Raw genomic sequence first — 13,228 nt, forward strand, 5'->3', positions numbered from 1 at the left:
GCCTGCCTGATGTTGTTTCGGTATCTGCCGGTCAGCCCTGCTGCGGCTTCCAGTCGACCGATGGAACGACGTTGACCATCCACGGGACGCCGAACCTGTCGATCAGCGAGCCGAAGCCGGGCGACCAGAAGGTTTCGCCGAACGGCATCACCGCCGTGCCGCCTTCGGAGAGTTCGTCATACCAGCGCTGCCCCTCGGCCTTGTCCGGGGTGTGCAGGGTGACGTCGAAGCCGTTCTTGGGCTTGTCGATATTCCTGGCCCACTGGACATCCATGTCGGCGCCCATCAGCGCCTGATCGCCGACCTCGAGCCAGCAATGCATCAGCCACGTCTTGTACTTCTCGTCGGTGATCGGCATGTCCGGCGGGCCGTCGCCGTAGGGAAAGGCGGCGGTGATCCTGCCGCCGAGCACCTTGGCATAGAACTCGAACGCCTCGCGGCACTGGCCCTGGAAGCCCAAGCTGGTCACGATCTTCATGGCTCTCTCCTCTCAAGTCGGGCACGGCGCATCAGGCGAGCCCGATGCTGCCCTTCGCGCCGTGTTTCGGCATGCTCGCCCCCTTTTCCGCCGGATCCCCGGGCCGGCGGTGGCCGATATCGATTGACGCTCCTTCGTCTAGGTTGATATCAACGTAAAACAACCACGGATGTCAACCTCGAATGCAAACGCCTGTCAGTCCCAGCTTCGAAACCACCCTTCTGGTGCGCGACACCTGCCTGTGCCTGCATGCGCAGCGGGCCGCGCGGGCGCTCGCCCGCCGGTTCGACGTGGCGCTGAAGCCCGCCGGCATCACCAGCGGGCAGTTCTCGCTGCTCATGTCACTCAACCGGCCGCAGCCGCCGAACGTCGGCAGCGTGGCGACGCTCCTGGCGATGGACCGGACGACCTTGACCGCCAACCTCAAGCCGCTGGAGCGCCGTGGCCTCGTCGAGACGGAGGCCGATCCCACCGACAAACGCGCCCGCCTGCTGCGGCTGACGCCGGCCGGCCGGGCGGTTCTCGCCGGGGCGGTGCCGATCTGGAAGGCCGTTCACGCCTCGATCGAAACGGCGCTGTCCAACCCGGATCGTCTGCGCGCCGAGCTGATGGTGCTTTCTGGGCCTGACATTTGAGACCCGCCGTGGCGCATCCGCGAACGGTGGCCAATGACGAGAGGTCTCGCACGTAAGCCGCTGAAATTTATGGTGAAATTGGCGATCTACGCCGGGCGATGATGAGAACTACGTCTATGCTACAGCCTTTAAGCCATTTTGGCGTCCGCACTGTGGGTTTCAGCACATCGACCGAGCTCAGCATGTGCGCAATTCGGCCAGGAAATATCTAAACCGCACTCGATTGGGTCATGGACATGGTCTGAAATCGGCCGGGAGCGGAATGGCGGGTTTGAGAGACGAGAGCCGTAAAGCGGCCGTTCGCGCGCCACATATTCAGAACTGCTACCGACCCACGCCGGACATTGGGAAGCGTCGTGGCAAATAACGGCTCCATAGCCTGTGGCAGTCGTTCGAGCCAAGCACAGCAAGCGCCTGGGACCAGCCCAAAGCCTCCAATCACGCAATGCTCCACGGTGTGTCGCTAAGCATGTAAAAATGATATCCTGCAATCATGCACAATGTCGGTCCTTGTCTTCCGCGCAGCGGATAAAGGGGTGGCCGCGTAGATACTACTTTTTGCAGACGCTGCAGCGCGAAAGTCCGGATCGTCAAGGCTACTTTGTCCTGTTGCCAATCGGGGTTATAAAGTCAAAAAAGAGTACCCAGAACTTATATTGGATGAGGCAGGCTAGAAATTAATCTTCTTCAGGAGTAACTTCAGAAAATTACTAGCCATCTACTCACCGTGACGCCGATGTGGTATCGCGCCGACATTTTTTCCGTAGAGGAGACCGCATCATAATGGTGGCGGCTGGCGGTTACATACTCCCTGTACCCTCGGCTCGAAGGGACCTGCTTCTGCAAGAAGCCGAACACGGTGGGTCCTTCTACCGCTCGAAGCCCTTTGTGTCGGAACCTGTTCCCCGCTTCGACCACAGCCGCCGCGCGCCTCTTGCCGTCTTCGCCTCGTTCGAGGACGGCTACATCACACACATTGCCGAAGGGAGGAAAGGTCAGTCTGCAGGCACCGGCCTCGTTCGGCTCAATCTGGAAGAGCTCGAGTCTCTGAAGCGGCCCGTGAGCTTCGATGAGATCCTTGCTGGCATCGACATACGCGTTGCCCGGCACGTCAGGCAGCGCCTGGAAACAGGCGGCCTGCTCCCGCCGAAGTCGCTCGGCGCCTTTGTCGATCGTATCACGCAACTCGATGAGACCGTCAGCCCACGTCTTGCACGCTATTCCGAGCGTCGCGCCCAAGCGCTACGGCGGCTCCAGCCCCGTGCCCGCGAAAACCTCGCCTACCAGAAGGAGGCACTCGGCCTCGCACTCGAGATTGCTGGCATATCGCGAGACGACCTTTTGGGGTGGACCCCGACGGACGCTTTACAGCAATCCTTCCTCGACGGACTGTCGGGCGCACAGGTTCGGGAAGACGTTATGCTTTTGTCAGACTTCTCGACGGTGCCGGGCTTTGAAGCTGTGGGCGAAACCACCCACTACGGTTCAAAGGTATTCGCGAGCGAAGAGGATTCGTCGAAAAGGTTGACGGTGATCATGGCTAACCGTCTGCCCCTCGAACAACAAACTGGCGCCGATCTCATCTACTTCAACGAAGCTTACCGCAGTTTCGTGATGGTCCAATACAAGGCAATGGAGAAGCGCGAAGACGAAGTGGAATTTCGTTGGCAGGCGAAGGATCAGTTCTGCGACGAAGTTGAGCGGATGGAGGCCCTGCTGGAGGCGATCAGGAAGCTCCCAAGCGGCGAACACCCTGACGGGTTCCGTTTCTCGGACAACCCGTTCTTCCTGAAATTCTGTCCGCGCGTTGTCTTCAACCCCGACGACAAAGGGCTCTTCAAGGGTATCTATCTGCCTCTCGATTTATGGAAGCGGGCGGATGCCGCTGGTCTATTCACGGGGCCGCGCGGCGGCAAAGTTCTGACCTTCAGGAACGTCGGTCGTCGAATCAACAATTCGGAGTTTGTCGGGCTCGTGGCCGGATCGTGGGTAGGCACGTCGATAGAGCAATCCGCTGTGCTCAGCGAGATTGTTCGGCAGGTGCTGGAAACCGGGAAGACCGTCACGATCGCCATCAAGCACACCCCGCCTCCTCATGCGTCCGAAATGGAGGCCGCTGAATGAGCAATACCCAGAAGCTTTCCATTCGCCTCTTGCGAGATGGCCTCGCCCCCGCTGACGCAGTGCGCGACGGTGTAGACCTAACACCATGGGACAAGCTGGAAGGCGCACTCATTTCATTGGCAACGCTCGGCGGCGGCGCGCCGAAATGGGCGGGCTTTCTCGAACTGTCAGAAGACGAGAAGAAGAAGGTCTTCAACCACACGGCCTTCGGACTCGTGTTCGTCCAGGCGTCCGGGCGCTGGTTCGCGGTGTCTTTTGGCATGGGTCATGTCAAGCTTGATCCTGCAGCGTTCGAGCAGGATTTTGGGCTGCGGGTTGTCCTCAACGCCGTTGATCCGAAGCAGTTAAAAAGCGCGGACGTTCGGACACCGGATGAGAATACGCTATCCCGCCGTACGCAGACCAGCAGGGGCTCCGATCAGACTGCCTTTGCCATCGACATCGAGCGCGACCTTGTCCGTGGACTGGCTGGGACGCCCAAGGATGCAGGCTTCGGCTCCTATGTGGCGGGGACCGACGGCCTGACGCTCAACCGAAAGCTTGAGATCGCGGAGCTCGCCCAGGCCTGTGCGGATGCGTATGCAATCTACCAGAAGACCGACTACAAGACCGACTTCGGTTGGATCGACCAGATTCGCCACATCCGTGAGCAAGAATTGATCGACAAGTTGGACGCCAAGCTGGTCGAAGCTTTGGCGAAGGCGGTTGACGAAGGCGAGACCGACGGTATTCACCTCGCCTTTCCGGTCATCTATGACCCTGAGAAATCAAGCCTCATCCGCTACAAGGGGTTTCGCAGCTGGCAGCTTTATGCCGACCTCGACTTGCCCGGTTACCTCGACGCATTGAAGGAGCGCGAGAAAGCCGGCTACTCGGACGAGGACCTCCGCAATCACACCGTCCACGAAGTCGATGATGATGGCCACGACTGTGGTGGGAAATGGAAGTTGCGGGAATGCATAGTGTTCGAAACAGAACTCGATGGCTCGACCTACGTCTTCTCTGGAGGCCGCTGGTACCAGATCGACCAGAACCTCGCCAAAGAGGTACAGGAGTTTTTCGACGCGACAAGCAAGGTCGACATGCCTGCCGCTGAGGCTGACGAGACAGAAGAGACCTACAACAAGCGCGTCGCCGGTCTGGATGCGGACATGATCTGCTTAGACCGTCGGCTCATCAAGCCGACAGGTGCTGCGAGCAAGATCGAAGCCTGCGACTTTCTCGGCCGTGAGCGTCAACTGATCCACGTTAAGGACAAGACGTCCTCGTCTCGACTCAGTCACCTTTTTAGCCAGGGGACCGTCTCCGCACGCGTCCTCGCGACCGACCCGCCGTCGCGCGACAGCGTTCGGAACGAAGTGATCGCGGTCCAGGCTGAAACCGGACAGAGCGGCTACGAGGACATCATCCCGAATTCTGGGAATGACTTCACCCGTGGCGATTTCACCGTCGTCTACAGCGTCATTGCTGCATCGGATAAGCCGAAACTTCCCTTCTTCAGCTTGGTGTCGTTCCGCCAGGCTGCGCGCGAATTGCATGCTCTCGGCTACAAATGGGCTTTCGCCTGGATCGAGAAGCCAAAGTCTGGCGCGAAGGCGAAAGCCAAACGATCCGCGAAGGGTGCTGGAGAAGATGCGGAGCTCATAGAATGACCGCAAGCCCGAAATTCTAGCTCTCTGAAGCTGGCTGGAGCGAATATTCTTAGAGCGTCAACTTGCTGCGGATCGGCAACCTTCCAGTCAGTTACAGTTAACGTCCGGATTCAAGTGACGTAGATGGTACCATGAACGTCGGCCTTGGGGGCGCAAAGCTGCCATTCCAAGCCACCACGCGACATTTTCGTGGGTGCAAGCAATCGACCGCAAGCGATACGAACTTTTCGCCGCCGAACGCAGCCGCTTCTACGCTTTCCTGCATAGGAGCTACATCTGCCAGATTCAACAGCGTACATTCGGCGGCTATAGCGCGCTGTGGGAGGCAATCGGCGGAATTTGGCGCACCCGACAGGATTCGAACCTGTGACCTCTGCCTTCGGAGGGCAGCACTCTATCCAGCTGAGCTACGGGTGCGTGATCGTCGCGGACACGCGAAACACGGTTCGTATAGCCGAGTTCGCGGGCAAGGCAAAGGAAAAAGCGGTGCATTTTGCACCTCGGGCCGACAGCCCGGAAAATACGGAAGGCGCAACGGCGAGCGGGCAGCCGCTCATATGAAAACGGCGCCGGAAGAACCGGCGCCGTTGCCTGGGTCGGCGGTTGCCGACGATATCAGTTGCCGACGGGCACTTCGACGAAGGCGCTGTCGGCCGGCTCCCACATGCGGATGGTGGTGGTGCCGGTCTTCACCGCGTCGTGCGTGGCGATGACCGGCGTGGCGGCGACCTTGGTCGTCACGAAGGCGCTGTCGGCCGGATCCCAGTAGGTGACGGTCTCGGTGTAGCGCGCCGAATCGTTGTTGGCGGTCGCCGGGGCCTGCATCGAACCGGTGACAAAGGCGCTGTCGGCCGGATCCCAATAGGTCTGCTCGGCGGCGGAGGCCAGGCTCGGAAGGGCGATGGCGGTGACAGCAACGACGGCAAGAGCTAAGGTTTTCATTTTGATACTCCGTGTAGTTCGATAGCGTCGTCAGGCCGTTGGAAGTTCAATCCAGCCCCGGACATTCCTCTCGCTTCGATACTTGAGATGTAGACCGTTGCTTTTCACGGAGAAAGGGGGCGGCCAGTCAATACGACACGACGGGTTTCGTGAACTGTTCTCACAAGATCGTGTGAAAACGTGATCGAAAGGGCAAATCCTCGCGACTGATGCCACACGACTGCGTGATGAGGCGGCAAAAGAGGCACCGCGTCGGCTCTCAGGAGGCAAATCGGCCGTCCGAACGGCCTTCGGAGCGGGCCGCGACGCTTGCCTCCGCCACGGCTTGATACACTTTTTCTGGAGGATGGTTCCGATCGCCGGAGCGCTGTCGGGCCGTGCCGCAGGGATTGTCCTGTGCTATGTCGTGATGGCTCCAGATGCGAAGGATCGCCGCCATGAACGCCCTGCCGGAAGCCGCCCTCGACAGTCTCGACACGCCGGCGGTGGTGATCGACGCGCGCAAGGTCGAGGCCAATCTCCGGCGGGCGCAGGCCTATGCCGACCGGCACGGCCTGAAGCTCAGGCCGCATATCAAGACCCACAAGATGCCGCATCTGGCGGCGCGCCAGCTCGCGCTCGGCGCCGCAGGCATCACCTGCCAGAAGCTGGGCGAGGCGGAGGTGATGGCCGACGCCGGCATCGCCGACATCTTCCTGCCCTACAACATCATCGGCGCGGCCAAGCTCGCCCGCCTGGCGGCGCTGAAGCGCAAGGTGAAGCTGTCGGTCACCGCTGACAGCGCCGTCGTCGTCGCCGGCTACGCTTCCGCGTTCACCGATGCCGCCGCCCCGCTTGCCGTGCTCGTCGAGTGCGACACCGGCATGGGCCGCTGCGGCGTGACGACGCCCGAGGCGGCCCTGGACCTCGCCCGGACGATCGCCGCCGTTCCGGGGCTCCGCTTCGGCGGCCTGATGACGTTTCCGGCGACCCACCGGACGGCCGAGGCGCGCGCCTTTCTCGAACGGGCGATCGCGCTGCTCGCCGCCGCCGGCCTGCCGCCGGCCGTTATCTCGTCGGGCGGAACGCCCGATCTCTACGGCGCCGGCGAGGATGCCGGCATCGTCAACGAATACCGGCCCGGCACCTACGTCTTCTCCGACCGTTTCCAGGTGGCGAAGGGCGTCGGCAGCTATGACGACTGCGCGCTCAGCGTGCTCGCCACCGTGGTGAGCCGGCCGACCGACGGCCGCGCCGTGATCGACGCCGGCTCCAAGGCGCTGACCTCCGATCTCCTGGGCCTCGACGGTTACGGCTATCTGCCGGCCTATCCGGATGCCCGGATCGTGTCGCTGTCCGAAGAGCACGGGGTGATCGACTTTTCAGCCTCGCCCCGCCGCCCCGCCATCGGCGAGCGCATCCACGTCATCCCCAACCACGTCTGCCCGGTGGTCAACCTGTTCGACAGCGTGCATTTCGTCGAAGCCGACGGATCGATCGAGGAGGTGCCGGTGGCGGCGCGCGGCCGGGTCGGCTGACGCGGGTTCCGGCCGGCCCGCAAATCAATACGGTCCGTCTCGCCGGGATGGCGTCAAGGGCGGAGATTTCCGGGAGAAATGGTACAGCTGGCTGGGCTTGAACCAGCGACCTTCGGAGCCACAATCCGACGCTCTAGCCAACTGAGCTACAGCTGCACATGACGGCGCGGAACCTAGTTGGATCGCCCCGGCAATGCAAGCCCCCGCCGGCCACTTTTTTACGGCCGATCGCCGCCGGTGCGCGGAGGGCTTGCGACGGGATGTCAGGCGGCGATCACCGCGCCGAGGAAGGTGTCGATCGTCGAGCGGAGCTGGCGCGCCTCGTCGGCGACTTCCCGCGAGGCCGCGTCGAGCCTTTGGGCCGCCCCTTCGGTGTCGCGGGCCGTCGCGAGCACGGCGCCGACATTGGCCGCCACCTGCTGCGAGCCGTCCGCGACCGCGTTGACCGAGCGGCTGATGCTGCCGGTGGCCGTACCCTGTTCCTCGACGGCGGCGGCGATGGCGCCGGTATAGCGGTCGACCTCCTGCATGGTGGCGCCGATCGCCTGGATCGCCTCGACCGCGTCGGCCGTCGCGCTCTGGATGTCGTCGACCTGGGCGGCGATGTCCTCGGTCGCCCTGGCGGTCTGGCCGGCGAGATTCTTCACCTCGGAAGCGACGACGGCAAATCCCTTGCCGGCCTCGCCGGCCCGCGCCGCCTCGATGGTGGCGTTGAGCGCCAGGAGATTGGTCTGCTCGGCGATCGCCCGGATCAGCGTCACCACCTCGCCGATCTTGGCGGCGCCGGCGGCGAGATGGTTGATCTTGGCGTCGGCATCGCGCGTGCCGCGCGCAGCGTCGGCGACGACGGCGCCGGTGCGCTGGATCTGGGCGGATATCTCGCCGATCGACGCGGCCAGTTCCTCGGTCGCCGAGGCGACGGCCTGCACGTTGCCGGTGGCGTCGCAGGAGGCGTTGGAGGCGGCCCCGGCGTCTTCCACCGTGCGCAGGGCGCCGGCTCCCAGCGAATTGGCGGTGGCCAGGAGGTCGTCGACCGTCTTGTTCACCGCGCCGAGCGCCGTCCGAGTGGTCGCCCTGAAGTCGTCGATCAGCGCTTCGACGCGTTCCTGCCGCGCGGTGCGCTCGGCGATCTCGACGCTCTTGTCCCGTTCGAGGGCGAGGCGGGTGGCGGCGCTGTTCCTGAGGATGACCACGGCGCGGGCGATGGTGCCCACCTCGTTGCCGTAGCCGGCATAGGGAACGTCCTCGGCGAGATCGTCGCGCGAGATGCGCTCCATCAGCGCCGAGAGCTGCGTCACCGGCCGGATGAGGCGCGCCACCAGCCAGGAGGCGCCGCCGGATATGGCCGCCGCCAGCAACAGGCCGAGCAGCGAGATCTTCAGCACCAGCCCGTCCTTGGTGGCGTTGACGGCCGCCTCGGGAATGCCGGCGAACAGGATGCCGATCACCTTGCCGGCCGGATCCTTGATCGGCGTGTAGATGGTGAGATAGGGCGCCCCGAGGATCGGTGCCTGGCCGGTGAAGCTCCGCCCCTGCTTGAGCGCCGCGTAGGCCGGCGACGCCTTGCCGAGATCGGTTCCGACGGCGCGGCTGCCGTCCGGCTTCTTGATCGAGGTCGTCACCCGCGTGAAGTCGTCCTTGCCCGCGTCATAGGCGAAGATCGTGGCGGCGGCGCCCGCCGTGCGGGTGAGGTCGTCGATGAGCTCGTGGGTCGGGAAGGGGAGAAGGGCCGGCGCCTCGATATGGTCGACGGCATCGCCCGACCAGGCGATGGTGGCGCCGGCGATATCCTTCTCCATCAGCAGGGCGCCCGTCTTGATGGCGATCATCTGCTTTTCGAGCGCCTGCCGCGCGGCGTCGGACGACAGCGTCGTATAGACGACGAATAGCAACAGGCACACCGTTCCGATGATGAATATCGCTACGGCTGTACCGATGACTTTCCACAACTTTACACGATTGAGGAACATTGCTGATTCTTCTTGTAATGAAAACTGCCTATTGCCAGGATTGCACCGGCAATGGTGAACCGGGACTTAAGGCGGCGGCCTTTGACGGCACTTGGCAGCAATGCATTTCCCGCCGATGGGCGCCCCTCGGCGTCGAGCGCCCATCCTTGGCGGCGGATGCCGCCAGATCGGCGGGGCCGGATGTGGAAAAGGCCGGCGCGGCGTTAACCGTTTGTTCAGCCTTAAATTCTTTTTCTGCCCGAAGAATTCGCCTCGCAAGGGAAAGAAAAGCTTTCCGCGCCTATCTGTTGCAGAGCCACGCGGAGCGGCTCGTCGAGCCGGCTCCGAATGTCCTGCCGTTTCATGGCAGGGTCGGTTCGATAGGTGGAGGAACAGCGCGCATCGAGGGAGCGGGCTATGCAGTCACGGGTCGTCGCCTCGCAGCACACGTCGCTCGGCAGCCCCGCCAGGAAGACGGGCGGCAAGACCGCGTCCTTCCGACGCCGCAAAGCCGGCGGCCATCAGGATGCCCGTTCCTTCGTCATCGCCGGCTTCGTGGCGCTGGTGCTCGCGTCGGTCGTCGTGGCGATCTGGCTCCACGTGCAGCCGTTTCCGGTTGCCGCCGTCGAGCGCGGGCCGCGCCCGCCGCCGAGCGCCGCCGACCTCGAGGCCAAGAAGACCCATTCCTACTGGAAGGTCGGCAGCAGCACCTACCGGCACTACATCACCGACACCGCGACCGGCGAGATCGTCGACGCCGGCACCGTGACGGTCAAGGAGATGCTGGAGCAGGGCATCGCGGTGCCCGGCTATTCGCTGCCGGCCAAAGGCTCCGGCGCCTCGAGCGGCCGTAGCGAGCTGGCCATCCGCTTCCAGGCGCTCCAGGATCACCTCAAGTAGCCGCCGCCCCGGCGCGCACCAGCATTCCGTAGAGATCGCGCGGCTCGTCCGGATCGGCGAGCAGGTCCAGTTCCTCGTAAAAGGAGGTGCCGGCCAGCTTGTCGCGCACGTAGCGGAGCGCCGAGAAGTCCTCGATGGCGAACCCGACGGAATCGAACAGCGTCACCTCGCCGGGTGACGTGCGGCCCGGCGCCGCGCCGTTCAGCACTTCCCAGAGCTCGGTAACCGGATGATCGGCCGGAAGCTGCTGGATCTCGCCTTCGACACGCGTCTGCGGCGCATATTCCACGAAGATCGACGACCGCTTCAGGATGTCGCGGTGAAGCTCCGTCTTGCCGGGGCAGTCGCCGCCGACCGCGTTGATGTGCACGCCGGAGCCGACCATGTTGTCGGTGAGAATGGTGGCATACTGCTTGTCGGCGGTGACCGTGGTGACGACGTCGGCGCCCTCGACGGCCTCCTGGCCGGAGCGGCAGACGGTGATCGAGAAGCCGTGCGGGGCGAGGTTGCGCCGGCACTTCTCCGTGGCGGCGGGGTCTATGTCGTAAAGGCGCAGGCGGTCGATGCCGAGGAGCGCCCGGAAGGCCAGCGCCTGGAACTCCGACTGGGCGCCGTTGCCGATGATCGCCATGCTGGCCGCGCCCTCCGGCGCGAGGCGCCGCGCCGCCATCGCCGAGGTCGCGCCGGTGCGGAGCGCCGTCAGCAGCGTCATCTCGGTGAGCAGCATCGGATAGCCCGAGCCGACGTCGGCCAGCACGCCGAAGGCGGTCACCGTCTGCTTGCCCTCGCGCATGTTCTTGGGGTGGCCGTTGACATACTTGAAGCCGTAGAGCGCCCCGTCCGAGGTCGGCATCAGCTCGATGACGCCGTCGACCGAATGGGAGGCGACGCGCGGCGTCTTGTCGAAGGTCGGCCAGCGGCGGAAGTCCTCCTCGATGTAGGCCGCCAGTTCGACGAGGAAGGAGTCGACGCCGACGCTGAGCACCAGCCGCATCATGTTGTCGACCGACACGAACGGGACGATGGCGAGCGGGGAAAGGACGGTCATGCGGCAAAGCTCCGGGTCGGGCGGTCCATGACGGTGCGGCCCATCAGGCTGGCGAGAAGGTCGACCATCAGCGTGGCGGTGCGGCCGCGCTCGTCGAGGAAGGGGTTGAGCTCGACGAGGTCGATCGACGAGACGAGGCCGCTGTCGTTGAGCATCTCCATGATCAGGTGCGCCTCGCGGAAGGTGGCGCCGCCCGGCACCGTGGTGCCGACGCCGGGAGCGATCGACGGGTCGAGGAAGTCGACGTCGAGGCTGACGTGCAGCCGGCCGTCGGCCGCCGCGACGCGTTCGAGAAAGCGCCAGACCAAGGCGCCGACGCCGTGTTCGTCGAGGGCGCGCATGTCGTGCACGGTGACGCCGGAGCCGCCGAGCGCCCGCCGTTCGGCGGGATCGACCGAGCGGATGCCGACCATGGCGACGTTGCCGGGCGGCACCGGGTGGGAGAGCGGCGGATAGCAGCCGTGAAAACCGCTCGCGCCGGTGAAATAGGCCACCGGCGTGCCGTGCAGATTGCCGCTCCGGGTGGTGTCGAGCGTGTGGAAGTCGGTATGCGCGTCGAGCCACAGCACGAAGAGCGGCCGCCCGTCCTCCGCCGCGCGGCGGGCGATGCCGGGCACCGTGCCGGCGGCGAGCGCGTGGTCGCCGCCGAGGAAGACCGGCAGGGCGCCGTCGCTCGCCCGGTGGGCGGCGTCCGTCACCGTTGCGATCCAGGCGGCGATCTCCGGCAGGCGGCGAAGATGCGGATGGGGAAGCGTGATGGCCGGCAGCGGGCCGCGGGCAACGTTGCCGAGATCCTCGACATCGTGGCCGAGCTCGGCGATCGCCTGGGCGATGCCGGCGGTGCGATAGGCGCTCGGCCCCATCTCGCAGCCCATGCGGCCGGCGCCGTCCTCGATCGGAATCCCCAGAAGCCTCACCTTCATGCCCGTTCGCCCTCGCTCTGCTCGACTACCGGCATAAGGCCATCGCCAGCCGGCGAAGTGAACAGGCGGGATTGGCAAATGAAAGGGATTGGCTTATCAAAACGGCAGTTCTTCTGTCCAAAACGGCGGCGCCATGGATCGGCTCGACCAGCAACTGGTGACGCTGCTGCGTCACGACGGCCGCCGTTCGGTGTCCGATCTCGCCGCCGAGCTCGGCGTGTCGCGCGCCACGGTGCGCGCCCGCATGGAGCGGCTCGAGCGCGACGGCGACATCCTCGGCTACACGGTGATCCTGCGCAACGACGCCATCGAGATCCCGGTCAGGGCGGTGATGATGATCGAGATCGAGGGCCACGTGCTCGACAAGGTGATCCGCCAGCTCGGCGGCTTTCCGGAAGTGGCGGCCATCCACACCACCAACGGCCGCTGGGATCTGGTCGTCGAGCTGGGGGCCGCCACGCTCACCGATTTCGACACGGTGCTGCGCCGCATCCGGCTGCTGCCCGGCATCACCGGTTCCGACACCAGCCTGCTCTTGACGACGCCGCGCACGACGCGCGCCCGCCTGAGCCCGCGCTGACGCCGCGGCAGCGCGGCGACCGGCCATCGGGGGCGGCCAGCATGAGGTCGGACGCCCAGCTTTCCGGCCGTGTCCACCCGGTCTCCGGCTTGGCGTCGAGGGTGATGCCGATTTCGTCGCCCCTTTGCCAGACCACCCGGCCGGTCGCCATGCGGCGGCAGGAGGGAATGAACATGCTCACCGCGTCCTCGGGGGCGAGCACCACGCGCGCCGTCAGGCGCAGGCGGCAGCCGGAAGCGCTGAGATTCTCGATGACGCAGCCGATCGGCGCTGGCAGTCCGTCGCGGTTGAGGGCGGCCACGCGATTGCAGTTGTGACGCGGCTCGCGACGCCCTTCGAAGCTGTGGACGGCGGGATGCCGCATGCGGCGGAAAAGATCGAACAGCTCCGGATCGGGAGCGGAAGGCCTGGACATGGAAAGGCGCCTTCATGCGAGTTTCGACGAGGGATCGCACATTCCGCGGTTGCGTTCAACGAAAA

Annotated in this window: 12 protein-coding genes and 2 tRNA genes; 6 read left to right on the forward strand and 8 right to left on the reverse strand. The window is 64.6% G+C overall.

Features of this window, described 5'->3' with window-relative positions:
• Positions 1 to 31 precede the first annotated feature (31 nt).
• A complete protein-coding gene (locus CJ014_RS23460; protein WP_100082937.1) occupies positions 32 to 478 on the reverse strand; it encodes a VOC family protein in 447 nt (148 codons plus the stop codon).
• A gap of 182 nt (positions 479 to 660) precedes the next feature.
• Between CJ014_RS23460 and CJ014_RS23465 the strand changes: the two genes are divergently transcribed.
• From CJ014_RS23465 to CJ014_RS23475, 3 genes are all read left to right on the forward strand, one after another.
• On the forward strand, positions 661 to 1,113 hold the full coding sequence (locus CJ014_RS23465; protein ID WP_100082938.1) for a MarR family winged helix-turn-helix transcriptional regulator: 453 nt from the start codon (positions 661 to 663) through the stop codon (positions 1,111 to 1,113).
• 783 nt (positions 1,114 to 1,896) lie between these two features.
• Positions 1,897 to 3,237 carry a hypothetical protein gene (locus tag CJ014_RS23470; protein ID WP_100082939.1) on the forward strand — a complete coding sequence of 447 codons (1,341 nt, stop codon included), beginning with the start codon at positions 1,897 to 1,899 and terminating at the stop codon, positions 3,235 to 3,237.
• Positions 3,234 to 4,889: a DUF6119 family protein gene (locus tag CJ014_RS23475; RefSeq protein WP_100082940.1), complete on the forward strand. Its 1,656-nt coding sequence runs from the start codon at positions 3,234 to 3,236 to the stop codon at positions 4,887 to 4,889. The genes CJ014_RS23470 and CJ014_RS23475 overlap by 4 nt, the downstream gene beginning before the upstream one ends.
• A gap of 340 nt (positions 4,890 to 5,229) precedes the next feature.
• On the opposite strand, the gene CJ014_RS23480 is transcribed toward CJ014_RS23475, so the two are convergent.
• Together CJ014_RS23480 and CJ014_RS23485 are read right to left on the reverse strand one after the other, a co-directional pair.
• Positions 5,230 to 5,306: transfer RNA gene (locus CJ014_RS23480), tRNA-Arg, on the reverse strand.
• Positions 5,307 to 5,504: 198 nt separating this feature from the next.
• The gene (locus CJ014_RS23485) at positions 5,505 to 5,831 is read right to left on the reverse strand and encodes a hypothetical protein (protein ID WP_100082941.1); all 327 of its coding nucleotides are present in this window, start codon (positions 5,829 to 5,831) and stop codon (positions 5,505 to 5,507) included.
• 437 nt (positions 5,832 to 6,268) lie between these two features.
• Between CJ014_RS23485 and CJ014_RS23490 the strand changes: the two genes are divergently transcribed.
• Complete coding sequence (locus CJ014_RS23490; RefSeq protein ID WP_100082942.1) at positions 6,269 to 7,348, forward strand: D-TA family PLP-dependent enzyme; 1,080 nt, start codon at positions 6,269 to 6,271, stop codon at positions 7,346 to 7,348.
• A 79-nt stretch (positions 7,349 to 7,427) separates the two neighbouring features.
• Here the strand turns inward: CJ014_RS23490 and CJ014_RS23495 are convergent.
• Positions 7,428 to 7,504 (reverse strand) — tRNA-His (locus CJ014_RS23495).
• A gap of 107 nt (positions 7,505 to 7,611) precedes the next feature.
• The gene (locus CJ014_RS23500) at positions 7,612 to 9,240 is read right to left on the reverse strand and encodes a methyl-accepting chemotaxis protein (protein WP_165790965.1); all 1,629 of its coding nucleotides are present in this window, start codon (positions 9,238 to 9,240) and stop codon (positions 7,612 to 7,614) included.
• 474 nt (positions 9,241 to 9,714) lie between these two features.
• Here CJ014_RS23500 and CJ014_RS23505 point away from each other — a divergent pair, with 474 nt between their 5' ends.
• Positions 9,715 to 10,197: a hypothetical protein gene (locus CJ014_RS23505; protein WP_100082944.1), complete on the forward strand. Its 483-nt coding sequence runs from the start codon at positions 9,715 to 9,717 to the stop codon at positions 10,195 to 10,197.
• Here the strand turns inward: CJ014_RS23505 and CJ014_RS23510 are convergent.
• Both CJ014_RS23510 and rocF read right to left on the reverse strand, forming a co-directional pair.
• A complete protein-coding gene (locus CJ014_RS23510; protein WP_100082945.1) occupies positions 10,190 to 11,245 on the reverse strand; it encodes an ornithine cyclodeaminase in 1,056 nt (351 codons plus the stop codon). The two genes, CJ014_RS23505 and CJ014_RS23510, sit on opposite strands and share 8 nt — an antisense overlap.
• Entirely contained in the window at positions 11,242 to 12,168 is a 927-nt protein-coding gene (rocF, locus tag CJ014_RS23515; RefSeq protein WP_100082946.1) for an arginase, read from the reverse strand. The genes CJ014_RS23510 and rocF overlap by 4 nt, the downstream gene beginning before the upstream one ends.
• Before the next feature lie 133 nt (positions 12,169 to 12,301).
• On the opposite strand from rocF, the gene CJ014_RS23520 reads away from it, so the two are divergent.
• Positions 12,302 to 12,748: an Lrp/AsnC family transcriptional regulator gene (locus CJ014_RS23520; RefSeq protein WP_100082947.1), complete on the forward strand. Its 447-nt coding sequence runs from the start codon at positions 12,302 to 12,304 to the stop codon at positions 12,746 to 12,748.
• Here the strand turns inward: CJ014_RS23520 and CJ014_RS23525 are convergent.
• Positions 12,678 to 13,163, reverse strand: a complete 486-nt coding sequence (locus CJ014_RS23525) for a PilZ domain-containing protein (RefSeq protein WP_100082948.1) — start codon at positions 13,161 to 13,163, stop codon at positions 12,678 to 12,680. The two genes, CJ014_RS23520 and CJ014_RS23525, sit on opposite strands and share 71 nt — an antisense overlap.
• Between the last annotated feature and the right edge of the window lie 65 nt (positions 13,164 to 13,228).

This window comes from Pleomorphomonas carboxyditropha (assembly GCF_002770725.1).
Lineage (GTDB): Bacteria > Pseudomonadota > Alphaproteobacteria > Rhizobiales > Pleomorphomonadaceae > Pleomorphomonas > Pleomorphomonas carboxyditropha.